Origin of the sequence: Cohnella thailandensis, assembly GCF_014212135.1 — a bacterium.
GTDB lineage: Bacteria > Bacillota > Bacilli > Paenibacillales > Paenibacillaceae > Cohnella > Cohnella thailandensis.
Genome location: NZ_JACJVQ010000011.1, coordinates 1 through 24,914 on the forward strand (window position 1 = coordinate 1; position 24,914 = coordinate 24,914).

Here is a 24,914-nt window from a genome sequence, read left to right on the forward strand (position 1 = left end):
CTGGGGGTTTTCTTATACAAATAAGAAACAGCCCCTTTCCGCTCGACGGGAGGGGCTGTTCGCTGAGGAAGCAGCGGTGCGAGGGCATTCAAGTGAGTTAATATTACTCACTTTGGAGTCGGTCGCGCGGTGCGGGGAGCTCAGTTGAGTTAATTTCACTCATCTCAGGGCGGTTGCGCGGTCCGGGGAGCTCAGTTGAGTAAATTTTACTCATCTCAGGACCGGTCAAACGGTGCGGTGCATTCAGTTGAGTAAATATTACTCATCTCAGGGCGGTCGTGCGGTACGAGGAGTTCAGTTGAGTAAATTTTACTCATCTCAGGACCGGTCGAGCGCTGCGGGGAGTTCAGTTGAGTAAATTTTACTCATCTCAGGACCGGTCGAGCGCTGCGGGGAGTTCAGTTGAGTAATGGGCCGGTCTGTCATACAGTCTGTAGCATTCGGTCGGGTCCTTTGCGTCTCATCGATGGTCGAGCATGCAGGCATGTCGTCAATAGGAGCTCATGCCCCAGAGCGAGAAGGAGCAAGAACATCCCTGCTTCCCCTCTCTTCCGGTTGCCTCAAGCGATCATAGCAATCCCGGCAGCAGCCCAGGGGGAACTCGATCCGATAGAAGCCCGTCTTGAAGACGGCCGCGGATTGCGCCATCTCCTTCATTAGCTCGCAGCTTAAACAATAAAAGTAGTGCGTCTTCCCCATAGTCGAAGCTCCTCTACTATAACCACTTGGCAAGTTTCTTGCGCGAACCGCTGTCGATTCGGCTATCGTCCCGCAGCAGGTATCTCTGTTCGTTCCGATCGAGAACGACCCGCTCTCCGTTTGCCAGAGCCGTCACGCTCTCATAGAGAGGCCCCGTCAGAAATCGGAACTCGCCGGAATCCGTCTCGACCGTCCAGCTATAATCACCGAAGCGGCGCTGAATCGAAACGATCCTCTCGATTCTCGGAAGGAAGGGATTGAGGCGAAGCTCGTCGGACAGAGCAGCCATGCTGTACGGATCCAGGCCTTCCAGCGTAGGAAGCACTCCCCACTCGGATCCGTCCCGGTCTCCTACCCAGATAGAGCCGTTCGGATCGGAGAGAGGGAATAACCGCCGGACAAGAACCGGCCCTCCGCGATCGCCCCATGCGGCCGTCAGCATCCCTCCTTCCTCCTCCTTCCGGAAGCGAATGCTCTCCGGAGAGATCCAGCCTCTCGCAAGCCCGATCATACTCGAACTCATCTTCATTCCCCCAATACGCGTTCACCTGGCGACTTGCTCCGCCTTCGGAGGATCGCTTCTCGCGTCCAGAAGCTTGCTATAAATGCCGCCTCCGGCCGCGAGCTCCTCGTGGGTGCCTAACTCGACGAGACGCCCCTTGTCCAGCACCGCGATCCGATCGGCGCTGCGGATCGTCGACAGGCGATGCGCGATCGCGATCGTTGTCCTGCCTTGGCATAAATAATCGATCGCGGCCTGAATGTCGCGCTCCGTCTCCTGATCGACGGAGGACGTCGCTTCGTCCAGCAGCAGGATCGAAGGATCGAGCAGCAGCGTCCGCGCGATCGAGATTCTCTGCTTCTCGCCTCCCGACAGCCTTACCCCGCGTTCGCCGACCCGGGTGTCATAGCCGAACGGCAGGCGCTCGATAAAGGCGCTGGCGCGGGCCAACCGGGCCGCCTCCATGATCTTCCGCGGCGTCGCGTCCTCGATTCCGTATGCGATGTTCTCCGCGATCGTCCCGTCGAACAAGAACGTGTCCTGGAAGACGATTCCGATACGGCGACGAAGATCGGCGGGGTCCGCCCGCTTCAGATCGACGCCCCCGATTCGGATGCTTCCGGCATCCGGATCGTAGAAGCGGGCGAGAAGCTGCAGCAGTGTCGACTTGCCGGCCCCCGTATGGCCGGTGATCCCGAGCTTCTCGCCCGGCCGGATCGTCAGATGAATATCGCGCAGAACCTCCCGCCCGTTCTCGTACCCGAAGGAAACCCCGTCGAAAACGATCTCTCCCCCGCCCTTGGGCAGAGGCATCGTCGTTCCCCTTACCGGAAGCTCGTCTTCGGAATTCAGCAAATCCAATATGCGGTCGGCCGCGGCAAGCGAAGCGTTCGCCTGGCCGGCCAGGTTCATGTTCCATTGAAGCTGCCCGAGCAGCATCGACAAATAAGTCGTAAAGGCCACTAGAGTTCCAAGGCTGGCCGTACCCTGAATGACGAACTGGCCGCCGATCAGCCAGACGACGGCGATTCCGCCGGAGATCGCCAGGTTGATCATCGGCTGCAGCCATTGCAGCAGCCGCTGCTGCTCGATGGAACGGCGAACGGAGTCCTCGTTATATCGATCAAAGCGTCTCTTCTCTTCCTCCTCGCGGCGGAAGGCTTTAATGACACGTATGCCTTGAAGAGCTTCGCCTATATATTTCTGAAGCCGGTACTGCGTATTCCAGGTCCGGTTCATTAGCGAACGAATTCTCGGCCATAGCCAGAGAACGACGATCGCGCACACCGGAAGAAATGCCGCGACTCCAAGCGCGAGACGTCCGTCTATCGCGAACAATATCGCGAAGATAGCGCCCGCCAGGATAACTTGAGCCGCCAACTGCGAGATTCCTTCGCTGAGGAATCCTTGAACCCATGCGGTGTCGTTCTGAATGCGGCCGATGAACGGCGCGGTCGCTCTCTGTTCATAGTAGCGAACCGACAGCTTCATCAGCTTAGCGAACATGTCCTTGCGAATATGGCTCATCATTCGGTTGCCGATGGCGATTCCGATCATGGATTGATAAACTTGAAATCCGGCTTGCAGCCCATATACGATTATTAGAGTCGCGATGATTGCGATGAACTTCGACGTCGAGCCCTGCAGCACCCCTTCGTCGATCATAAGCTTCATCAGATAAGGGGGAAGAGTCTCGAGGCCGACGCCCGCGATCAGCACGGCAACGGATATCGCGATCGCCCTGCGATGCGGAGCCGCGTAGCTAAGCAAGCCAAGCAACGCCTTACCTCTTCGCTTCCACGTCAGCTTCTCTTCGGCGTTCTCCGGGCTGGGTGCGCGCTCCCCGGGAAGCGGAACCGAACCCTCCTCGTTCCTATGCGGATTCGCCCATCGTTCGATTTTATCCCGAAGCTCCCTTAAGCCATCCCGCCCGGCGAGCGCGCTCATCGCCAAGCGAACGGCTCCTCCGTCCTTCAGCTCAAGCTCCAACCATGCGCCTCCGCCCGTTTCCCGGATCGCCGCGCCGGCCGTCCGCTGCCGGTCAATCTTGCGAAGGCAAGCCCCCTTCGCGTCCCGAACCTCCAGCCTCGATGCGAGGAACAGTACTGTTCGGCGCTCCGTCCGGCCCGTCTCCGACAGGTCGGAGCTCCAGCTGTCGAGCGGCATCCCGCCCTCCTTCTCCTCATAGCCTCCGAGAGGCTTGTCCTCCGCTCGGGTCAAGGAACCGGTTAGAGCTGGCATCTTGTCGTCCTCCTTCGGCCGTGCCGGCCGTCTCGCGCCTTGCCCTCAGCTCCGAAGCGCGCGCCGTGATCGATAACAGCTTCGGGAAACGCACCGACCATCTCGACCACAGCCGTCTGGCAAGCCGCCTCTCCGAGATGATTTTCCCGTTGCGCTTAAGCTCGGACAGTACCCCGATTACTTGTTCCCTCCCCACCGGAACGTCCATGACAAAGTTGCCGTCCCCGCGCAGGCAATAACGCTCTCCCTCGTTCCCCGTCTCCGCGCGATGAAAACGATGAGAAGTGAGAACCCCTTCCGCGCTTACGAAGAGGCCGATCTGCCCGGGGCGGATACGTCCGGCGATCGGAACGAATCGGCATTCGTCCTCCGGCAGAATGTAGGGATACATGCTTAGTCCCGATGCCGGCAGGATCACTTCGCCTCGAGCGTTCATCAGGGCCAGGAATGTCTTCAGAAGCTCATCCCGCATTCCTGATCAGTCCGATGCCCGTCATCTGCTCGACGAAGCTCGCGATATCGGATCCGATCCGGCCGATATCGGCTCCTTCGTATTCCGCGGCCATGCGTTCGACCAGTTCTTCCTGCGTAAGCGAGCTCGAGAGCTGTTCCCAGATCCAGCTCGCCGAGCCGTTTAGCTTCGTCACCGCGAGCGTTTCTTGGTTCAACAGGATGATCTCTCCGTCAAGCTCCAGCATTTCTACCGATTGCAGCCTCTCCAGCTTCATGAGATTGCCTCCCAGAATCGATCGTTTTTCTGAAATTCAAGCTCATAGACCGGGATCCGATCCACGAGCGCTCTGCACAGGCGAACGACCTCGGTCGATTCCGACTGCTCGAAGGACCAGAACACGACCTTGTCGAACAAGGAGAACATCGCCTCGCTCTTCGACATCCCATGCTGCTTGATGTTCGAAGATTGCTTAATGAGATAGATTCCCTTGAGCGGCACCGGCCCGGCCGGATACGGCTCCTTGAAATCGTTGCGGAACGGGGAGTCGTGAATGAGAACCCGGCCGTCCTGCCGAATCTCCACCAGGGAGGTCTCGTCGGCCATGATCGGCCTCGGCCGCGACATCGAGGCGATCGTCGACTTGCCGGCGCCGGAATATCCCGAGAATAGGTAGGCTTGTCCGTCTTGAACGATACAGGACGAATGAATCACCAACCCCCAATTCCGTCGAGCCAGGATTCGGCTGTACCAGTTCAATAGTCCCGTCCGAAGTCCGAAATAGTCGTAAAAACGAAGTCGCGCGTCCTTCAGATCGGCGGCGGATTCCAACCGAAAGTCGGCTCGCTCGACCTCGATATCCCCGTGCTCGTTCTTTCGGTATGCGACAGGCGTCGCTTCGTCGTAGCTCTCCCCATAGCCGTCCTCTATCGTCAGCGAGTAATCCGGCTCGACGCCGGGCTTCGCGTCCACATATCGGTCCCCGATCGTGTACCGGACGAATGCGGCCGATCGTTCGTTCGCGAACCCTAGTCGGATCAGGAAACCGCCGATGAGCTGCCATTTCTCGACCACTGAATGCTCCCTCCTCTACCGGTAACTTGCGGGAGAGAGAGCGTGCTCTCTCTCCCCTTGCCGTTCATGCTTGCTTTCTCAGCGTCGGGTCGGGAGCGGATCAATGGCGACCGCGCGGCGGCCATTTACCGGACGGCCTTTGATGACCTTCGAACACGACGGCTTGATGAACCAGAACCTCAGGCTTCTCATAGGTTTTCAACTTGTATCACCTCGCTTTTCTGTCCTCATTTTATGATACATTATGTATCACTGTCAACACAATTTGTAACATTTCTGAACTTGCAACGACAGAAAAACCGCTTCGCCCGACATTATCGATTCCGGCCGACATCGCCAAGTAGGAAAGTTCGCCCGCTACAAAAGACTTATTCCGTTCGACAAGCCAAGCCGCGATCGCTATTGCCTGCGGATAAGGTTCGCCGATGACCGCCGGGTCATGGCTGGCCCGGAGGAGAACGCGATGATCGGGCGTATCCATAGCCGCGCGGCAATCGCGCGCATAGCCGGCTTTCGATTCATCGATCCTCCTCCTTGTGCCGTACAGCCGATAGTTCTGCAGGCCGGTCCTGCTCGAAGCCCCGATTCTCATCCTCGAAGCGGAAGGCGAGCCAAGAATTCCTTAAGGGCCGCCTCCCACGCTCTCATCGGCGGAAATCCGTTGCTTATGAGTTCCGAATGGTCCAGTACCGAATAAGCCGGCCTCGGAGCCGGTCGTTTGAACTGGTCCGACGTGACCGCGGACAAATCGACGGCGAGGCCGGTCAGCTCGAAGATCTTCTCCGCGAACTCGAACCAGGAGCAGGATCCCGAATTCGATACATGGTACGTGCCGTACTTCTCCGTCTCGAGCAGCCGGACGATCGTCTCCGCCAGATCCACCGTATACGTAGGGCTTCCGATCTGATCGCCGACGACCCGGATCGGGTCCCCTTTCTCCGCCAGCTTCAGCATGGTCTTCACGAAGTTCGAACCGTTCTCGCCGTACAGCCAGGACGTCCGTATGATGAAGAGCTTCGACAGCAATCCGGCCGCCAACCATTCCCCCGCCCGCTTCGACTGGCCGTATACGTTGATCGGCCTCGTCTCCTGGTACTCGTAGTAAGGCTTCTCCCCCATCCCCGGAAAAACGTAATCCGTGCTCACATAAGCCATCTTGGCCCCGTTCTTATTAGCCGCGAGCGCGACGTTGCGCGTTCCGGTCGCATTCACCTTGAACGCGAGTTCCGGCTCCGCCTCCGCCTGATCCACCTTCGTATACGCGGCAGCATGGACGACAGCCTCCGGCCGCGTTTCACCGAACATGGCCAGAACCGCGTCCAGATCGGTTACGTCCAGGGCGGCCCGATCCCAGGCAAGCACCTGCTCCGCATGCGGCTCCAGAGCCTTAACCATGTCGATGCCGAGCATGCCGCCTGCCCCCGTCACCGCCACCCGTCCGAACTTAAGTGCCATACGATCACTCCTTGGCCTTGATTTTCCGCCACCACTCTTGATTCTGAACGAACCAGTCGACCGTCCGCGCGAGCCCTTGCTCCAGGAAGATCGCCGGCTCCCAGCCCAGCTCCTCGCGAATCTTCGAAGCGTCGATCGCATAGCGGCGGTCATGTCCGAGGCGGTCGGTCACATGCGTAATAAGGGTTTCCGGCTTGCCCAGCCGCTTCAGCACGAACTTCACGATGTCGAGATTCGTCCTCTCGTTGTGCCCCCCGATGTTGTAAACCTCTCCCGGCTTGCCGCCGTGGAGCACCTTGTCGATGGCGACCGCATGGTCCTCGACATGGAGCCAATCCCGGACATAGAGACCGTCTCCGTAGACCGGTATCGGCTTATCCTCTATCGCGTTCGTTATCACGAGGGGGATCAGCTTCTCCGGAAAATGATACGGCCCGTAATTGTTCGAGCAGCGCGTAATGTTGACGTTCATTCCATAGGTTTCGTAGTAGGCGCGGACGAGCAGGTCGGCGCCCGCCTTGCTCGAAGAGTACGGACTGTTAGGGGCGAGCGGCGTCTTCTCGGTAAAATAACCGGTCTCGCCCAAGGTGCCGTACACCTCGTCCGTCGAAATCTGAACGTACTTTTTCACTCCAGCCCGGCGGGAGGCTTCGAGCAGCGTCTGCGTGCCGAGAACGTTCGTCCGCACGAAGAGCGACGCGTCCTCGATGCTTCGGTCCACGTGGGACTCCGCGGCGAAATTGACGACCGCGTCGAAGCCGCCTTCCCCGATCAGCTTGCCTACCAGCTCGCCGTCCGCGATATCCCCTCGGACGAAGGCATAGGGGGCATTCGCATCCAGCTCTCTCAGATTGTCCAAGTTCCCGGCATAGGTCAGCTTATCGAGATTCACGAGGCGATATTCCGGATATTTGGCGGCCATATAACGGATGAACTGGCTTCCGATGAACCCGGCTCCGCCAGTGACAAGCAGCTTCATGGATGATTCCCCTTTTCCGACTTCGAATTAGCCGTACTCTATATTCGATGCGGAAGAGCGGCTTCATGACCCATATATAAGCCTGTAATGGCGAATGCCGAAACGGTCCGAAGGATTGCGCCAATAGGTGATGGCGCAGTCCTTCGGACCGTCTCCGCGATGCGGCTTATGGTTCATTGGAGTGCCGATCGATCACGATTCGGCTTGCAGCTGGTTCTTTATCAGGTCATGGAGCCGATTCCGCTCCGCTTGTTCGACCAGGTAATAATACACGCCGTTGATCATGCTCCCCTTGCCTTCGACGAAGGTGCTCTCGATTCTATCGAGCTTCTTCCGGTACTTCAGCGCGATATCCTGGATTTCCCCGAAGCTCAGATTCGTGCGAACGTGATCGCCGACCGCGTCCAGGATCGGCAGCAGCGAGCTCGTATTCGTCCAACTCGTCGCGCGCTTGATAATATCCGTCGCCACTTGCTTCTGCCGGTCGTTTCTGCCGAAATCGCCGCGCGGATCGTCGTAACGCATGCGCGAGTATTTGAGAGCTTTCTCCCCGTTCAGATGCTGCGGACCCGCCGGGAACGATTCGCCTTCGTAATCGAAGGCGAAGGGATTGTCGACGTCGACGCCGTCCAGCGTATCGACGATCTGCTTGAAGCCCTCCATGTTGATTTCGACGTAATAATCGATCGGCATGTCGAGGAACTTCTCGACGGTCGCAAGGGAGCCTTCCACTCCGTCGTAAGCATAGGCGTGGTTGATTTTGTCCTCCATGTCCCGATAAACGAGCTCCGTCCGCGTATCCCGGGGAATGTTGAACATCAGAACCGTCCGATTATTCGGATTGACCGTCATGACCATGATGGTATCCGAGCGGCCCCGGTCGTTCCGGCGTTCGTCCACGCCCAAGAGCAGGACGGAGAACGGGCTCAGGCGATCCGTAACCGGCGGTTCCGGATCGGCGGGGATCTCCTTGTCGCTGCTCACGTACCTTGGCCTCTCGGAAGGAAGCGGCCTGTAGATTTCTTTGGCCGTCGCCTTCATCGACCAATAGAAGTAGCCGGCTATGCTGACGGCGCCTACCGTCAATACGAGCGCAACGCTGATGCTTATCCCGAGCCAACGTCTTTTTTTGCCACGCGCCATCCTCATTCGTCTCCTTGTAAGAATATGTCGGATTCGATCTTCAGCATTCGAACGGCCGCGGTTCCTTCGCAAGCTGGCGCCGCCGGCCCATATATTCTCTAAGCGCTTCCTCCCAGGCTCGCATCGGGGGGAAGCCGTTTGCCTTTAGAGCCATGTGATCCAGTACCGAATAGGGAGGCCTTGCCGCCGGCCTCTTGAACTCGGCGCTCGTCACCGCCGCCAGCTCGGCTTCGATGCCCGCCAGCTCGAAGATTCGCTCGGCGAATTCGTACCAGGAACACGACCCGGAATTCGAGATATGGTACGTGCCGTACTTCTCCGTCGCCAGCAGCCGCACGATCGCCCGCGCGAGGTCGGCGGCATAGGTCGGGCTGCCGATCTGATCGCCGACCACCCGAATCGGCTCCTTCCTCTTCGCCATGTTCAACATCGTCTCCACGAAGTTCGGTCCGCCCTCTCCGAACAACCAAGACGTTCGGACGATAAACAGCCGAGGCAGGAGGCTGCCGGCAAGCCATTCTCCCGCCCGCTTCGTCGATCCGTAAACGTTGACCGGCTGCGTCTCCCGGTATTCGTTCCAAGCGATGTCCCCGGTCCCGGGAAAGACGTGATCCGTGCTGACGTAAACCATTTTCGCTCCGACCGTCTCCGCGGCCAGGGCTACGTTGCGCGCTCCGATCGCGTTCGCTTGGAACGCGAGGTCCGGCTCCGACTCGGCCTGGTCGATCCTCGTATATGCCGCCGCGTGAACGACCGCTTCCGGACGGCGCTCGCGGAACATGGCCAGAACCGCGTGCAGATCCGTTACGTCGAGATCCGCCCGCTTCCAGGCGTATACCTGCTCCGCATGCGGCAGTAAGGCTTTGCTTACATCGTAGCCGAGCAATCCCCCCGCTCCCGTCACCGCTACCCGTCCGAATGCTCGTTCCATAAGACTTCTCCTCGAATTTTTTCTTCGGCCGTCATTTGCGTGAGACAACGACCGCACTGCTCCCGGTACAGCGTGTGAATCTTCGATTGTCCCGGGCACTGCTCGGTCAGCAAGCGGCCCAGCTCCTGGAGCAGATGAACCCTATCCCTCACGGACATCTCGAGAAAGCGCATGCCGTGCCGGTATAGGTTGCCTTCCCGCCTGCTCCAGACGATCTGCCCGACTATCCTCATTCGATTGCAGCCGGCATCCCATTCGATCTCCAATCCGATTCCGGGAGCGGCCGGAAACAGAAGGGCGCTGACAAACCCGCAGCCGCCCGGGCTAAGATCGAGCAGAAGCACGGTTCCCGGACTGGAGCGAACGCCGCTTGCGCTTACCCATACGATTCGAATGCTCGCTTTCATTCCGCTTGCGAGCCGTATCCGGACGTACATTCGCCGATTGGGCTCGGGAACCAGCCATTCTTCCGCCATGTGCCCCTCCATTAAGCCTTTTTCATGTATTAGGTTGACCGTACCGGGATAAACTGTATATAGATATGATACATAATGTATCCTTTGCAGTCTTAACGTTATGCTACTTAATGTAACTTGTCAAGGATATTCTGTTATTTTACCGCTTCAAATGTGACAATTTGTCTCATGCGAACAATTTTGCAACAAAACGTATTATTATGGATTTAGCGAATTGGAGGGAGAATTCAAGAGGATGAACATCGGTAACCGAATCGCGGAACTTAGGGATGCGAGGGCTCTCACTCAAGAGCAGCTCGCGACAACTTTAGGCATCTCTCGCGCCGCCCTTTCCCATTACGAGAAGAATAGACGGCAGCCGGATTTCGACACCTTGATCAAACTGGCGGACGAATTCAACGTCTCCGTCGATTATCTATTGGGTCGAACGAAGCGGCCCGAGATTACGCTTGATCCGGTCGTTCGCCAATTCGTGGACGATCTCGAGCTGTCCGAGCAGGAAATTCTGGAACGGTTCTCGCTTAAGGTGGACGGCACCAAGCTGAGCCCCGAAGAAGCCAAGCGATTCATTGCTTTCGTCAGGGCGGAGAGATCGATGGAAACGAACGGTTGATTCGAACAAAAGCCCCCGTCGGTTCGGTTCGAACCAACGGGGGCGATGCGAAACCCTTTATGTACGGTGCCTTATTATTGAAGCTCCGAATGATTGGGAGTCTTGTTGTCCAGCCACTTCTGGTAGCACAAACCGAGTTGATCGAGTATGGTGCGAACATCGACGTATAGCTTCTCCGTTATCTCTTCTCTATCCATCTTCTCCTTCTCCATCTCCATCTTCCTCTCCATCCCCATCCTCAACTTTGCCAAAAGTTAACTAAAACAACTTTTATTATACAGAGAACGTTGCGGATAACTTGTCGCAATGTAGGAAGATAGCGCCGACAAGCGGGTACTATTTTTGTCGAAGGGAACCGATCGGGCGTTTTCACGGGTATTTCATTTGCCGGAAGCCGCCCCGCCGATCATTTGGAGCTGGACACGGTAATCGGCCGCTTCTTCAAATCCTGGTCCGCTATCATGGCCAAGTACTTTCCGTATTCGTTCTTCATCATCGGTTCCGCCAAGTTAAGCAATTGCTCTCTCGTAATATAGCCCTTTTGGAAGGAAATCTCCTCCAGGCATGCGATTTTTAAGCTTTGCCTTTTCTCGATCGTTTCGATGAATTGCGCGGCTTCCAGCAACGATTCATGCGTCCCGGAATCCAACCAGGAGAAGCCTCGTCCCAAGATTTCCACATGCAGGTCGCCTTGGTCCAGATACGCCTTGTTCACGTCCGTAATCTCCAGCTCGCCGCGCGGGGAGGGCTTGATACTCTTCGCGATGTCCACGATTCGGTTATCGTAAAAGTAAAGCCCTGTCACGGCATAATTGGTTTTGGGCAACGCGGGCTTCTCTTCGATCGAAACGACTTTGCCCCTATCGTCAAAATCCACAACCCCGAAGCGGCCGGGATCGTTCACGTAGTATCCGAATACCGTCGCGCCGCGTTTTCTTCTGACCGCTTTCTCCAGCATCTGCTGCAACCCGTTCCCGTAAAACAAGTTGTCTCCCAGGATAAGCGCGACGCTGTCGCCGGCGATAAACGACTCGCCGATGATAAAGGCCTGCGCAATCCCGTCCGGCGACGGTTGAACGGCATAGGAGAAAGAAACGCCCAAATCCGATCCGTCCCCGAGCAGCCGCTTGAATCTCGGCGTGTCTTCCGGGGTGGAGATGATAAGAATATCGCGGATTCCCGCGAGCATGAATACGGAAAGAGGGTAGTAAATCATCGGTTTGTCGTAAACCGGCAGCAGCTGCTTGGATATTGCCCTCGTTAATGGATATAGCCTCGTCCCGCTTCCCCCAGCCAACAAAATGCCCTTCATTTCCTATCTCTCCTTTTTCTCCTTTGATCGTCTGCTTTTGATCGAAACGTTTCGTATCTAACTAAATCTAATCTATGATACATTTAGTATCATGTCAAGCATTTTGTTACGATCGGTGTCGAACTTGTCTTGACATGATACAATTTGTATCTTAAAGTGTGTGTAGATAGTCCCATTTAAGGAGTTGGGAAGTCGATGATCGTCCGCTTTTTGCAATCCCTTTATGACCCTGGGTTCCCCTTCGATCATTCGGAGGAGGAGTATCGGCAGCTTCTAACGGTTATCGAACGGTCCGCGATCGGAGCCCAGGCTTACACTCTTCTGAAATCCGGCGAACGATTGGCGCAGGTTCCCCCGTTTTTCCGCGATCGGCTTGCCGAGCTGTATCAGGCCTGTTTCGTGCAAAATTACCTCGTGAAGCGCGAAACGGATCTGCTTCTTCGCGAATTCGACCGAAATGGCATAGCGGCTATTCCGCTTAAGGGAACCGTTATGGCCGAACGGTTTTTCGGTCATTTTGCCGGCCGCGGCACTTCGGACATCGACCTGCTGATCAAGCCCGATCAGATGAAGGAGGCCATCGCCTGCGTTGGGAATGCCGGCTTCTCGACTCCCCTGGAGGAGAATCCGGAGCATTACCACCTGGAATGGGTGAAGAAGATTCCAAGCATGCCCGGCGCCTTAACCGTCGAGCTGCATTGGAGTTTGGCTCCCGATCGAACCTCCCGCATGAGGATGGAGGCTTCGTGGGAAACCTCGGAGCGGCTTCCCGGCTATCGGCATGCCCGGATTCTGGGAACGACTTATACGTTTTATTCCTTATGCTTGCACGGCGCCAGCCATCGGATGGACTCCCTGAGGTATGTGCTGGATCTTTATCATCTCCTGAATGGTCAACGCGAGAAAATAGATCTGGAAGAAGTCTGGCGGCAGGCTCGTTCGGATGGAACGCGGAAAAGGGTCGCGGCGGCATTATCCATCCTATATAGCTTATTTCCGGAGCTGCATAAGCAGCATAAGCTTCCCTTCCATCCGAAGGTTCGGTTCTGGAAGCCGGCTTACGTGCTGAATCCGCCCGATCCGGACGGGCCTCCCCCTAATCGCGCCCTAAACAAGCAGCTCTTTATGCTTGCCGCGATGGATTCTTGGCGCTATCGTTTCGCCTACCTGGCGCAAGCGGTATTCCCTTCCCGGGGACTGGCCCGTTACAGCATGGACGAAGCCGGACCCGCGGGCTCGCTTCCCGCGATGTATTACCGCCTCTATAAGCAGCGGCTCCGAAAGCTGTTCGGAGGAGCGCAGAGCTAACCTATTGTATGGAAAGAATCTCGTCTTCAGAATGGTGTGTTCGAGGAGGAGATGGTCGCAGACGGGACTATCTCTTCGGCAAGCATCGAAGCAGAAGCCGCCGCCAAAAGATCAGGGGCCGTCCCTAAGTCAATTTCGACGACTTATGGGACAGCCCCTTTTCCTTTATTCGATAGCGTTGCTCAGTCCGTCGATTTAAGCAGCCGGCCGATCATGACCGCCGCTTGCGCCCGATCGGCATAGAGCTTAGGCTTGAAGCTGCCGTCGATGCCCTGGATCAGACCTTGCGAGGTTGCGAGGCGGACAGACTCGGCCGCCCATTCGCTGACCTCGGCCGAATCGCGGAACGGCAACTCTTCGATAAGCTCATTCGAGCCTGCGGTACCGCCCTTGGCGTACGCGTACGCTTTCTCGATCAGTACCGCCATCTCTTCGCGCGTAATGCGGTCTGCCGGAGCCAAACGGTTGCCGCCGACTCCCTGTATCCATCCGGCCCGGTACGCCGCCGCGATGGCGTCATAGTACCAGTCGTCTTCATGGAGGTCCTCGAACGGAAGCTGCTCGTTCGCGGCATCCAGTTTGAGCGCCCTGGCGAGCATGACCGCGAATTCGGCCCGAGTGACTTCTCCCGCCGGATCGAATCGGTCGCTCGTCACCCCCGTTACGATTTGTCTGGCGGCTAGAGACTCGATCTCCTTCCTCGCCCAGTGGCTCGCGATGTCCTCGAAAGTCTTAACGGAGGTTAAGACGGCAACTTCCGAGAAATGCGACATCTCGAGCTTCAGGGCTCCGGCATCGACCGTTCCTCCGAGATAGATCCAGGTACCCTTCGTTTCGTCCAACAGATAGACGCCCGAGAGATCCGCATCCGGCTTTTCCGTTGTCGGTAGGCTTAAGCGGGCCGGCTTGGCCAATTCGGCGACCTGCACTCCGTTCCGCTGAACCGTAATAGCAAAGGCATTCGAAATAGGTTTGAGCGATTGACCGGAAGAGACGTTATCCCGGTCCAGAGATCTCTTGGCGATCGTGAACGTCAGCTTGTCTTTCTCTTCGACTTTCAGCCAACCCGGAGAAAGCTCTACCGCAAAGCCTCCCATTCGAATGACGATCGGCTTCTGCTTCTCGGCCGCCAGCTTCCAAACCGCTCCATCCAACCCGAATTCCAGCAGGTCGAACGGCTTGTCGGACGGAATGTCGAACGCCAAACGAGTTTCCGTTCCGTTCAGCGACTTCAAAGCCTCCTCGGCATCCGGCACCAATGTCAATTTAATGCCTTTATCCGTCGTTTCGTATTTCGCCGCCGATTCGCTTGGAGAAGGAGCAGCTCCGCCACCTCCGCCTCCACCTCCGCCTCCTGGCGGAGGCGAATCCGGTATTTTCCCGGTACTGAATTCGATCGCGGCGCCGATCTCGGATTCAAGCCCTTCTCCGAATATGGATTGTACGGCAAAGGAATACTTGGTGTCCGGAGTCAAGCCTTCGGCATGATAAGCCGTATCGGTTGTCGTCGCCACGCGCTTCCCATCGAGGTACACATGGTATCCGGTAGCCCCGCCAACCGGCGGCCACTGAATGTCGATCGAGCGAAGCGTATTTTGGGTCATGTTCAAGCCTAACGGCGCCTGAAGCTCCATCTTCACGTCAAGCGAACCTGACTTGAGCGTTTCATTCTGCTTCGTGTCCACCGCCGTAACCTGGAAGGAATACGTTTGTCCCGGCGTTAAGCCTTCAAACGAGTAGGAGGTTCGATCCGTCGTCACGACCGGCGAATCTTGCCTATAGATGCGGTATTCGGCGATTCCGTCCTTGTCCGTTGCCTCGTTCCAAGTCAGGGTGACGCCGGTCGTCGTTTTGGCCTCGACGCGCAGGCCGGATGGCGGCGCCGCCATGGTCTCGATCGAGACCGGTTCGCTGGCTTCCGACGCGTTCCCGGCGTGATCGATGGCTTTCACGTTGAATTCGTACGGGGTCTCCGGCGATAAACCGGTCAACTCGTAGCGGATTCGATTATCGCTGTCGTATACGACATTCGTTACGCTGACGGCAGAATCGCCATACCCGATCCGATATTCGCGAATCCCGACGTCATCGGCGGAGGAAGTCCACGATAGGGTAACCCCGTTGTGCGTAATGTCGGATGCAGTCAGCCCGGCAGGCGTAGAAGGAGGACTCAAGTCGATAGCGGCCGGTGTATCTATCCTAACCTTGTCGCTAACGGATTGGTTGCCGGCCTTGTCGACTGCCGCAACGGAGAAATAATAGGTAGTCGAAGGCGCAAGATTGGTTACGACGCCGTAGGTTGCGCCGGTAACGCTCGCCTTCTCGACGTCGTTCACGTAGATCTTATAGCGGTCGACGCCGATATTGTCGCTCGCTTCTTGCCAGGACAATTCGACGGCGCTATGATCCTCGCTCAGCACCGGCTCGTTCAAGACGGGCTTCGTCGGAATGCCTCCGGCCACATCGCCCGTGTTTATGACCGCGTCGATCGCGTCATACCATACCTCCGCCATGACCTTGTAGCCATCCGCGTTCGGATGAATGTCGTCGTTGCCGGGATCCTGGTAATATTGGCTGGTGACCATGGAATTCATGTCGACGATTCCGACTTTCTTGCCTTCTTCCCGCAGTTCCCGAACCACTTCTTTTAGTTCTTCGTTGTACTGTCTAACGAGAGGAATAAGCGTATTATCGAACAGATAAATGTCGGGGATGGCCGCCGTGATGACATAGGTATCCGGAAGGCTGTCCGTAATCCGTTCGATCATCCCCTTCATATGCCCGGCCTGGTTGCTGTAATGCATCATATAGTTCGTTCCGGCCATGAGAAGAACGTAATCGGGGGCATACACGGGTACTTGGCTGTCCACCACCTCGGCGATTTGTTCCGTCGTATATCCGGGGTGGCCTTCATGATCCGGATCGAAACCGGCCTTGTCCGCCTCGTTATCCTTCACGGAACCGACGAACAGCACATCCGAGCTTTCAGCCTGCAGCAGCTCCCAGAGAGGTCCCCGGTACCCCGGGGGGATAGGATATCCTAGCGTAAGGGAATCCCCCACCGGCATAATCGATATCGTATTCGCGGGCTTCTGAGTCGCAATGCGCAGCGTGTTGCTAGGCTGGGAGACCGGAGAGGAGCTTCCGTCCGGCTTGGCGACGACATAGAAGGAATAGGCCAATACCGCGTCCTTAAGGTTTGTCGGAGAGTACAATTCCTTCCATGTGTAGGAAGTGCTCTTCGTCTCGGCAATTTTCTCGTCGCCCTTTCCGTCGCCGGTTTCGTTCACCCGGTACACCTCATAGGCGTATCCGTCTCCGTAAAGAGGCTTGTCCCATTCGAGGCTGACGGAAGTATCCGTTTGGGCCGTCTTTCTAAGATGGGTCGGAGCCCATTGATAGGATAACTTAACATTGTCAAAGTAAGCCGTTCCTTTGGCATTCGCTTCATAAGCCTTGATGTCAAGCTCAACCTTGGCATAACGAGTGCCTTCCGGAGCGATTCCGTTAAGGAGCACCGTTTCAAAATCGCCGTTCGGTTGATAAATGTTTTTGCTAAAATGGGCGATATACGCTTCCTCGTAATTCAGATCGACAACGTCGAATTTCTCATCATAGAAATCGATCCGCACGGTAACCAGAGTAGGCAGCGTCGCATCGGTCGATTCGAAGAATACGTCGGTTGCCAGCTGGAAAGGTTGATTGGGCTTGGCTTCGACCACTTGATGGGCTTCCGCCACTCCCCATTGCACCGGAATTTGGTCCGCATGGATTTTCAACACGCGGTTCCCCGGCTCGGTTGGCGAATCGACGACTTCGATATCGTCGGTCGAAGGCCATTTTTCCCAAGAAGCGATCGTTCTCGGAGGCTCCGGAGCCTCTTCGAACGTGCCGTTGCCTAACAAATTGACATCGTACTCTTCGGGTTTGCCCTCAACGGTAGAAGCCTTTAGGTAATTCGCGGGAACGAACGAAAAGAATAGAACGACGATTAGACACCATCTGGCTGCAAGCTTCATTGATATCTCCCTTCATTTTTCCTATTCTCCCTAAATCGTCAAAGATGCGGCAACAGGAGGCGGCTTTGGGAGGAATTTATGTTACTGATTGTATCATCACGCTCGCATTTCGGTAAATAATGTTATTTTGTAACGTTTGGTATCATCATGTCGAAATAAAAAGGATAATCATTAGAATTCATTAATAAAGGTCAACCAGAAATCTCTGGCTGACCCGATTCGGATATGTCCGCCCTGCCCATGCTCGTTATTTTTGTCTGTTCAAGGCCACTTGGCAGGCAGTCACGTAGAAACGCGGCTGAAGCATGAGCCAAGTGTTCAGCCGCACTGCCTTGGCCAGAGCGCCCCAATTGCCCGAGCCTTTGGCATACCGCATATAGCTATAGCTTTTGATTCGATCCGGATTGCCGATATCCGCCAATTTCTTCTCGGCGATATGCAGCTCGCTCTTCAGCATCTTGTCTACGTTCCGGGATTGGTTGGCGTCATGCAGCCGATAGCTCAAGAGGTACCGGTCAAGGAAGACGAGCTTGCCGCCGCGGGCGTGGCGGAGCCACATGTCCCAATCGTCGGCTTGATCCGCGGACACGTCGAACCCCCCGATAGCGGCAAGCGAGTCGCGTTTTAACAGCACCTGGGAGGAAGTGCACAGCTGGTTGCCTTTAAGCAGCGACTTCAGCGTTAATTTCGGTTTGTTGATCCGGTACATGCGGCGAATCACGCGCCCTTTGGCATCGATCCGGTAGCCGTTCACCGCCACTCCCGTGCTTCCCGTACGGACGATCTCCCGCACGGCCGACTCGATGAAGTCGGGTTCGATCACGTCGTCTTGATCCAGAAATAAAATATACTCGCCGGTCGCAAGCGACAATCCGCGATTGCGGGTAAACGTCGCTCCCCTGTTCTCCTGCTCCAGAATGCTCACTCTTGGATCTTTCATTTTCTCGATAATGCTTGCGGAAGCGTCCTTGGTGCCGTCGATGATGCATATCACTTCAAGATCGGCATGGGTCTGGTTTAACGCGCTGCGAAGCGTCTCCTCGATGTACCTCTCCCCGTTATAGATGGGAATGACCACGCTTACGAGGTTTTTCTCCCGTTTCGCCATATTCGATGCGCCTTCCTTCTTTGCTTTTCCAATTTCGTAGCTTTCGAGCGGCAGCGTAATAGATGAGGAGCGCGACGCCGGCTCCCGCCGAATCGATCCCCGCATCCAGGATAGAGGGTCCTCTTCCTTCAACGAATACTTGATGAAGCTCATCCGTCACTCCGTAGGCCGAAGCGCCGATCCATGCCAACCAATAGGACCGCTTGGCTTCGTTCAGCATGGATTTAATAAAGACCGCAAGCAACGCGAACAGGAGGAAATGCGCGCTCTTCCTCGACAAGTAGTTAAGCGCGTTAACGACTTGCCCGTCGGAGATCCCGAAGAAGGCCGCGATTTTACCGTCGGTGCTTGCGGATGTAAATAAAGGCGATTGCGTGAAGTAGAATATGATTCCACACCACAGGATAGGGATCATAACCCAAATCTTTCTTTTCATGAAACGGGGGGGTTATCCGACGGAGATGATGCCACCGTACATCTCGCATTCCTTAATGATCTTATGCCACTTCGACAGCTCTTGGTACCAGCCCAGCGTGATGGTTTGTTCGTTCTTGACGAGCCCGCCGGTGACGAGCTTGTCGTAGATTTCGAGCGCCCCGTCCGCCGCCGTCCATTTTGCCTTCCAGTTCAGCGTCTTCTCGATCTTCTCGAAGTTGACCCGGTAAGAGCGATGATCCGGATCGCCATACCACGAGATGGTCACGTCGATGGGAAGCGCTTCGGCGATCTCTTCCGCCAATTGTCCCAATTGATAATTGTTCCGGTCGGAGCCGACATTGAAAATTTGGCCGTTGATCGCCGTCTCCTCGGCTTCCAGCAGCAGGCACATGACGTCCGTCGTATCCTGCACGTGCACCATCGGTCTCCACTGCGTCCCGTCTCTCATGAGAGGGATATCGCCCTTCTCCCATGCTCCGAGCGTCATCCCGTTGATCGCCAGATCGAACCTCATTCTTGGCGAATATCCGTATACGGTCGCCTGCCTGATCACGACAGCCGTGAAGGTAGCATCGGCAAGAGGAAGGATGTCGCGCTCCGCCTGCTCGTTCGCTTTGGCGTAGGTCGTCAGCGGATTGGTCGGCGACAGCTCGTCGACGATGACTCCGTTGTCCTGGAAGCCGTAAATGCTGCAGGAGGAAGGGAGAATGTACCGCCTTACGCCGGCTTGCTTCGCGAGCCTGGCGCAATTGGCCCGGGCAAGGTGGTTGATCTGATAGGTAGCCTCCTGGAACAATTCCCCGCTCGGATCGTTCGATATCGCGACCAGGTCGATGACGGCATCCACGTCTTCGAAGTGCTCCTCCGTCAACCTTCTGCAGTCTTCTTTGATCAAGGTCAGGTTGCCGTGCGAGGACAACTTATCGGTTCCGAAGAAAAACCGGTCGATCGCCTTCACGTGATAGCCTTTATTCAGCAGCTTAGGAACCAGCACGCTGCCGATATATCCGCCTGCTCCGGTAACTAATACAGTCTTCGCCATGTTTATCCTGCCTCCGTATATTCGGTTTCAAGCTGTTTGACATAGTCCTTGAATGAAGGTTGCTTGCGGTCCTTCTCCGATAGAATCGGGTCCGTCGTCGGCCAATCGATGCCGAGGTCCGGATCGTTCCACAGAATGCCGCTGTCGTGCTCTTGCGAGTAATATTCATCCACTTTATAGAGAACCTGAGTATTCGGCTTTAAGGTGCAGAACCCATGGGCGAAGCCTTTGGGGACGACAAGCTGAAGCTTGTTGTCCTCTGAGAGCTCGACTCCGACCCATTCGCCGAACGTAGGAGAGCCTTTTCTCAAGTCCACGGCGACGTCGTAGATGGCTCCCGTAAGCACCCTTACGATTTTCGTTTGGGCTTTGGGGTGGTTCTGAAAGTGAAGGCCGCGAATGACGCCGACCTGGGCAGACAGAGAATGATTATCCTGAATCAGATCGAATGTCAGCCCCAGCTCTTCGAATTTCTTCTTGTTGTAGCTTTCCATGAAAAATCCCCGATGGTCGCCGAACACGTCCGGCTCGACGATGAACACGTCTTTGATTTTCGTCTCAACCAGCTTCAACTTTTTGACCTCCCTGTTTCTCGCGGATGGCATCCACCACGTATTGGGCAAACGGAAACGAACAAGTGAATGCCGGCGAAACCGCGTTTAAAATATGCATCGAACGATGGTCCCCTTCGATGACGAAGTCCTGCAGAAGCTCGAGCGTCTCCTTGTTCAGAAGCTGGGCGCGAATGCCCGGTCTCATAAAATCGCCGAAGCCTTCGCTGTCGATCTTCTTGACCATCTTCAAGGACAAGCCGATAAAGTGACTCTTGACGTACTTTCTCATCTCCTCGAAGGCCAAGGTTCTGAAGTTGAAGGCATTCGTGAAGAACAGCTTCATTTCGAACTTGAGGACGGACAGAAATTCGCCGAGCTTGAAATTGGACAACCCCTTGTAATTCTCGCGCCAGAAGGCGGGAATGGCGGTCGGCCCGATCTTGATGCTGCCGTCCACCGTTTTGGTAAAATGGACTCCCAGGAAGGGGTTCTTCAAATTAGGCACCGGATAGACGTTCGTTTGGAGATCCGTTTTGTTTTTGGCGTATTTCAAATAGATCCCCTTGAACGGAATGATCGTGTACGCCAAGCCGAAGCCGGCCTCGTGCGCGATTTTGTCCGCATACAACCCTGCCGCGTTGATAAAGTATGCACATTCGAACACTTCGTCGCCGGCATGGACCCGGCCGTCTTTCTGGCTTTTGTACGGACAGTTAAAGAAGATCTCCACCCCGCTCGCGGTGATTTCTTCCTTGAGCTTGGCGCATACTTCCACGGGGTCGACCGTGGACGTCGTCGGAGAATATAGAGCCTTCTTGAACGTTTTGACGTTCGGATCGATGAGGTGAAGCTCGTTCTCGTTCAGCCAGCGAAGATCGACCCCGTTGCGGTCCGCCCGTCTCTTCAGCTCATACAGGCCCTGCAGCTCCTCCTCGCTGGTAGCGACGACGATCTTCCCGCATTTGTTGATCTTCAGGCCGTTCTCTTCGCAATATCGCGTCATGGCTTGATTGCCCTCTCGGGTAAACTTCGCCTTGAGGCTGTCGGCCGAATAATAGAAGCCCGCGTGCAGGACGCCGCTGTTTCTGCCGCTGCTGTGTTGGGCGACGTCGGCCTCTTTCTCGATGATGGCTATCTTCCGTTCGGGAAACCTCCGTCTCAGCTCCCTGGCGATCGTGAGTCCGATGATGCCCCCGCCGACGATGAGATAATCGACATATCGCATATAAGCCGCTCCTTTAAGCTATCTCTACGGACGGATGCAATACGCTTTCCTTGATCTCCAGCCATGCCCGAAGCGCTAAGCTATTGGGAATCTCCACATCGTCGAAGGTGAGGATTTGGCCTTCGCGTACCGGCCGGGTGATCACCGCATCCGACAGCAGTCCGATCGGCACATGCTCGGCGTGTCTGCCGATCTCGACGGCGATTCCCCTAACCTCGAAGCTGCCGATGCCGCGTTTGATCTCGTGACCGGGATAGAGATCCTGCTTGGCGACCGCCGCGGCGCTGATCCGGGGATGAGTGCCGTTGTTGAGAAGAACCCCTCCGCCGCTCAGGACTCTGCGGATCGTCTTCAGAATTTCCAGATGGCACAGATGATAGTTCACGAGAAGCGTGTAATAAGGTCCTTCGCCCATCTTGTAGTAGCGAAGCGCGTCTTTGTGCCGTTCGTCGATCTCGGCCGTGATGAATACGCCGGGCGGCGTCTTCGGCGAGAGGATGTAGTCGCTGACCGGATAGCCCAGCTCCCGGGCCTTGTCCGCAAGCTGTACCCCGCCGGAATGGGCGTCGTCGGACAGGACCCCGAGCAAGCCGTCCTCCGCGATGCCCGCTCCGAGGCCGTTCGCGACGAACACCTGCTCGATCTGCACTTTCGTTCCATCCGTGAACGAAGTCGTCATCTCCAGGCTCGTGCCGTTCCGCTTCGACCAATATTCCATTTCTTCTTCGGTCGGGTCCAGCTTGAGGAAGCCCTTCACGTTCCCGTATACCAAAGGCTTGAAGCCCATTTGCTTGACGTTCTCGTGCAAAGCGGCCAAGCAACCCGGCTGGTCTCCTTCCGCTTCGGTAATGAGGCCTCGACGCGCGAAATAGGAGCCCGTCGTCACCTGGAGCTCGGAATTCATCGTAACGACCGGAATAGAAGCATTTATCGCTTTATCGATGACGTCGGTTCCGTACAGCACGTCGCCGCTGCACTCGACGATCAAATCGGAGCTCTCGATCAGCTTGTCTGCGCTGTTCGTCAGCAGCTCGAAGCTGGGAAACCCTTGCATCGTTTGGATATCTCGCCTGGTCAGGATGCGGGAAATAACAAAATCAGGATCGTTCTCCAATGCCATGATCAATCCACGACCGATAAGCCCGGTGCCGACTACGCCAATTCGTTTTACATTCGCCATTAGTGCATCCCCTCAATAACAATTTATGATACTATTTGTATCATTTGCTCGATTATTACAGTACGATACAATTCGTGTCATGTCAATAGCTTTTTTGGTTCAAAACCCCATTCCCGCAACAATAATCCCTATTCCTTAGCCCTCATAAATAATACAATTCGTAACTAAACGCATATCCCTCCCCTTCCTTTTCATTCCGCATCAAAATATGATACAATACGTCTCATAAATAATGCAGCTCTCTAATATAAGGTTGAATTTCTTGAAGAGGGGAATAAATCTTGGGGAGAAGCTGTTAAACGGCGAAGGGAGTGTAAGGAGCTGAGAAGCAATCGAGCGGTCTTTGTCTTGCTGATTATTGCGCTTATCGTTTGCCCGGTTAACGGGTCTCTGACAACCACTCATGCGTCGGATAATCTTGCCAATATGCTTGTCCTTACGAAGAACAAGAAGGAGATGCTGCATAACGACAAGCGAGTCGTTGCCTCGCAGCCCTATCAAATCGTAGGGGGAACGCCCTATGTCGCGCTGAACGGCATCGCGCAGCCCTTCGGATTCAAGCTCTCCTACAACGCGGCCACGAAAGAATCGATCGCCGAATCCGCGTCGACCAAACTGATATTCAAGGCGGACAGCAACCGCGTAATGGTGAACGGCGTCGCGAGAACGTGGTCGATCAATACCCTGACGAGGAGCGGATCGCTCATGGTCCCGCTTCGAATGTGGGCCGATCTGACCGCAAGCACCGTATCCGTTCATAATAATGAAACGATCGTCAAGTGGCCGTCGTCATCGAATCCTGCCGCGCAGCCTCTTCCACTTCAGGTTAGCGCCAACGGTCGGTATCTTGTGACCTCCGACGGCAAGCCCTTCTTCTGGCTGGCCGACACGGCCTGGGAATTGATTCAAAGATTGAACCGCTCCGAAGTGGAGACCTATCTCAAGAGCGTTGCCGAGCAAGGCTTCAACGTCGTCCAAGTCACGGCGCTGACGCATTTCTGGGATCTCGGCGTGCCGAACGCCCTCGGGGACCTGCCGCTGGCGGGAACGGATCCGGACAAGCCCCTCACGACAACGGGGAACGATCCCTCCGACGAAGAGCAGTACGATTACTGGGATCATGCCGATTACGTGATCGACACGGCGGCCTCTCTCGGGATCTATGTTGCGCTGCTGCCTACTTGGGGCAAATATATCATCGACAACAGCGCCCCTCCGCACAACCAACCGTACGAAGGCCTCTTCGACAACGCCAAATCGTACGCTTTCGGCAAGTGGATCGGAAGCCGGTACGCGAACCGCAGCAACATCGTCTGGGTTCTCGGCGGCGACCGCTCTCCGGATACCGACGCCAAGCGGCAGCTGATCCGGCAGATGGCCCAGGGGATCGAAGACGGCGGCGGCGCGCAGCTCATGACTTATCACCCGATCGGAGGAGATTCGTCTTCCGAATGGTTCCAGAACGAGGACTGGCTGGATTTTAATATGTATCAATCGGGCCATCTCTCCGTCGACTATCCGAATTACGAAGTCATTGCCGCCGATTATCTCAAGCAGCCGGTCAAACCGGTCATCGACGCGGAGCCGCGCTATGAGAACAGCGGGATCAACTTCAGTTCCGAGAACGGCCGATTCTCTGCCTATGACGTGCGCCAAGCCGCCTATTGGTCGGTATTCGCGGGCTCGTTCGGTCACTCCTACGGCAATGGGGCCATCTGGCAGATGCACGCACCGGGGCTTAAAGCGGACGAATCCCGTTATTGGTACGATTCTCTGGACATTCCCGGAAGATCGCACATGCAGTACGTTCGCAAGCTGATGGAATCCAGGCCGTTTCTCGAGCGCGTTCCGGACCAATCGTTAGTGACCGACGCCTTATCGGGCGGGGAGCATCTCCAAGCGACGAGAGGAACGAATTACGCTATGGTCTATTCCCCCAGAGGCGCGGCCTTCTCGATTCGAATGGGGAAAATATCGGGCGAAACGGTAACGGCGCGCTGGTATGACCCGCGAACGGGAGTCAGCACGACGATAGGGGATTACGCGAACGAGGGGGTTCAGGAGTTTCGTCCGCCTTCCGGCGGAATAGGGAATGACTGGATCCTTATCCTCGACGACAAAAGCGCCGGCTTCTCCAATCCGTGACCGGACAAAGAACAAGCAG

23 protein-coding genes are annotated in these 24,914 nt (G+C 55.9%); 3 read left to right on the forward strand and 20 right to left on the reverse strand.

Annotation, left to right across the window (positions count from 1 at the left end; genetic code table 11):
* Positions 1-715: 715 nt before the first annotated feature.
* From H7B67_RS13340 to H7B67_RS13385, 11 genes are all read right to left on the reverse strand, one after another.
* Complete coding sequence (locus H7B67_RS13340; RefSeq protein WP_185120343.1) at positions 716-1,222, reverse strand: DUF1854 domain-containing protein; 507 nt, start codon at positions 1,220-1,222, stop codon at positions 716-718.
* 21 nt (positions 1,223-1,243) lie between these two features.
* Positions 1,244-3,442, reverse strand: coding sequence for an ABC transporter ATP-binding protein (locus H7B67_RS13345; RefSeq protein WP_185120344.1), 2,199 nt, complete (start codon positions 3,440-3,442; stop codon positions 1,244-1,246).
* On the reverse strand, positions 3,384-3,914 hold the full coding sequence (locus tag H7B67_RS13350) for a hypothetical protein (RefSeq protein WP_185120345.1): 531 nt from the start codon (positions 3,912-3,914) through the stop codon (positions 3,384-3,386). The genes H7B67_RS13345 and H7B67_RS13350 overlap by 59 nt, the downstream gene beginning before the upstream one ends.
* Positions 3,904-4,170: a PqqD family protein gene (locus tag H7B67_RS13355; protein ID WP_185120346.1), complete on the reverse strand. Its 267-nt coding sequence runs from the start codon at positions 4,168-4,170 to the stop codon at positions 3,904-3,906. Before H7B67_RS13355 ends, H7B67_RS13350 begins: the two co-directional genes overlap by 11 nt.
* Positions 4,167-4,967: a hypothetical protein gene (locus tag H7B67_RS13360; RefSeq protein WP_185120347.1), complete on the reverse strand. Its 801-nt coding sequence runs from the start codon at positions 4,965-4,967 to the stop codon at positions 4,167-4,169. Before H7B67_RS13360 ends, H7B67_RS13355 begins: the two co-directional genes overlap by 4 nt.
* Before the next feature lie 399 nt (positions 4,968-5,366).
* Positions 5,367-5,489 carry a hypothetical protein gene (locus H7B67_RS31110; RefSeq protein WP_281067838.1) on the reverse strand — a complete coding sequence of 41 codons (123 nt, stop codon included), beginning with the start codon at positions 5,487-5,489 and terminating at the stop codon, positions 5,367-5,369.
* Between the two features lie 66 nt (positions 5,490-5,555).
* Positions 5,556-6,422, reverse strand: coding sequence for a dTDP-4-dehydrorhamnose reductase (rfbD, locus tag H7B67_RS13365; RefSeq protein ID WP_185120348.1), 867 nt, complete (start codon positions 6,420-6,422; stop codon positions 5,556-5,558).
* A gap of 4 nt (positions 6,423-6,426) precedes the next feature.
* Positions 6,427-7,401, reverse strand: a complete 975-nt coding sequence (gene rfbB / locus H7B67_RS13370; RefSeq protein WP_185120349.1) for a dTDP-glucose 4,6-dehydratase — start codon at positions 7,399-7,401, stop codon at positions 6,427-6,429.
* A 192-nt stretch (positions 7,402-7,593) separates the two neighbouring features.
* Positions 7,594-8,544: an LCP family glycopolymer transferase gene (locus H7B67_RS13375; RefSeq protein WP_245363586.1), complete on the reverse strand. Its 951-nt coding sequence runs from the start codon at positions 8,542-8,544 to the stop codon at positions 7,594-7,596.
* Positions 8,545-8,584: 40 nt separating this feature from the next.
* On the reverse strand, positions 8,585-9,475 hold the full coding sequence (gene rfbD / locus H7B67_RS13380) for a dTDP-4-dehydrorhamnose reductase (protein WP_185120351.1): 891 nt from the start codon (positions 9,473-9,475) through the stop codon (positions 8,585-8,587).
* On the reverse strand, positions 9,451-9,951 hold the full coding sequence (locus H7B67_RS13385; RefSeq protein ID WP_185120352.1) for a PilZ domain-containing protein: 501 nt from the start codon (positions 9,949-9,951) through the stop codon (positions 9,451-9,453). Before H7B67_RS13385 ends, rfbD (H7B67_RS13380) begins: the two co-directional genes overlap by 25 nt.
* Positions 9,952-10,186: 235 nt before the next feature.
* Between H7B67_RS13385 and H7B67_RS13390 the strand changes: the two genes are divergently transcribed.
* On the forward strand, positions 10,187-10,564 hold the full coding sequence (locus H7B67_RS13390) for a helix-turn-helix domain-containing protein (RefSeq protein ID WP_185120353.1): 378 nt from the start codon (positions 10,187-10,189) through the stop codon (positions 10,562-10,564).
* Between the two features lie 74 nt (positions 10,565-10,638).
* On the opposite strand, the gene H7B67_RS13395 is transcribed toward H7B67_RS13390, so the two are convergent.
* Both H7B67_RS13395 and rfbA read right to left on the reverse strand, forming a co-directional pair.
* Entirely contained in the window at positions 10,639-10,782 is a 144-nt protein-coding gene (locus H7B67_RS13395) for a hypothetical protein (RefSeq protein WP_185120354.1), read from the reverse strand.
* A 188-nt stretch (positions 10,783-10,970) separates the two neighbouring features.
* The gene (gene rfbA, locus H7B67_RS13400; protein WP_185120355.1) at positions 10,971-11,876 is read right to left on the reverse strand and encodes a glucose-1-phosphate thymidylyltransferase RfbA; all 906 of its coding nucleotides are present in this window, start codon (positions 11,874-11,876) and stop codon (positions 10,971-10,973) included.
* A 195-nt stretch (positions 11,877-12,071) separates the two neighbouring features.
* On the opposite strand from rfbA, the gene H7B67_RS13405 reads away from it, so the two are divergent.
* Complete coding sequence (locus H7B67_RS13405; RefSeq protein ID WP_185120356.1) at positions 12,072-13,184, forward strand: nucleotidyltransferase family protein; 1,113 nt, start codon at positions 12,072-12,074, stop codon at positions 13,182-13,184.
* A 182-nt stretch (positions 13,185-13,366) separates the two neighbouring features.
* On the opposite strand, the gene H7B67_RS13410 is transcribed toward H7B67_RS13405, so the two are convergent.
* The 7 genes from H7B67_RS13410 to H7B67_RS13440 form a co-directional block, all read right to left on the reverse strand.
* Complete coding sequence (locus H7B67_RS13410; RefSeq protein WP_185120357.1) at positions 13,367-17,203, reverse strand: fibronectin type III domain-containing protein; 3,837 nt, start codon at positions 17,201-17,203, stop codon at positions 13,367-13,369.
* 247 nt (positions 17,204-17,450) lie between these two features.
* Positions 17,451-18,311, reverse strand: a complete 861-nt coding sequence (locus tag H7B67_RS13415) for a glycosyltransferase family 2 protein (RefSeq protein ID WP_185120358.1) — start codon at positions 18,309-18,311, stop codon at positions 17,451-17,453.
* Entirely contained in the window at positions 18,262-18,747 is a 486-nt protein-coding gene (locus tag H7B67_RS13420; protein WP_185120359.1) for a VanZ family protein, read from the reverse strand. Before H7B67_RS13420 ends, H7B67_RS13415 begins: the two co-directional genes overlap by 50 nt.
* 12 nt (positions 18,748-18,759) lie before the next feature.
* Positions 18,760-19,791, reverse strand: a complete 1,032-nt coding sequence (locus H7B67_RS13425; protein WP_185120360.1) for an NAD-dependent epimerase/dehydratase family protein — start codon at positions 19,789-19,791, stop codon at positions 18,760-18,762.
* Between the two features lie 2 nt (positions 19,792-19,793).
* Entirely contained in the window at positions 19,794-20,363 is a 570-nt protein-coding gene (gene rfbC, locus H7B67_RS13430; RefSeq protein WP_185120361.1) for a dTDP-4-dehydrorhamnose 3,5-epimerase, read from the reverse strand.
* Entirely contained in the window at positions 20,350-21,570 is a 1,221-nt protein-coding gene (gene lhgO, locus H7B67_RS13435; protein ID WP_185120362.1) for an L-2-hydroxyglutarate oxidase, read from the reverse strand. The genes rfbC and lhgO overlap by 14 nt, the downstream gene beginning before the upstream one ends.
* A gap of 13 nt (positions 21,571-21,583) precedes the next feature.
* Positions 21,584-22,750: an SAF domain-containing protein gene (locus tag H7B67_RS13440; RefSeq protein WP_185120363.1), complete on the reverse strand. Its 1,167-nt coding sequence runs from the start codon at positions 22,748-22,750 to the stop codon at positions 21,584-21,586.
* Between the two features lie 348 nt (positions 22,751-23,098).
* On the opposite strand from H7B67_RS13440, the gene H7B67_RS13445 reads away from it, so the two are divergent.
* The gene (locus H7B67_RS13445) at positions 23,099-24,895 is read left to right on the forward strand and encodes an apiosidase-like domain-containing protein (protein ID WP_245363585.1); all 1,797 of its coding nucleotides are present in this window, start codon (positions 23,099-23,101) and stop codon (positions 24,893-24,895) included.
* Positions 24,896-24,914: the final 19 nt, after the last annotated feature.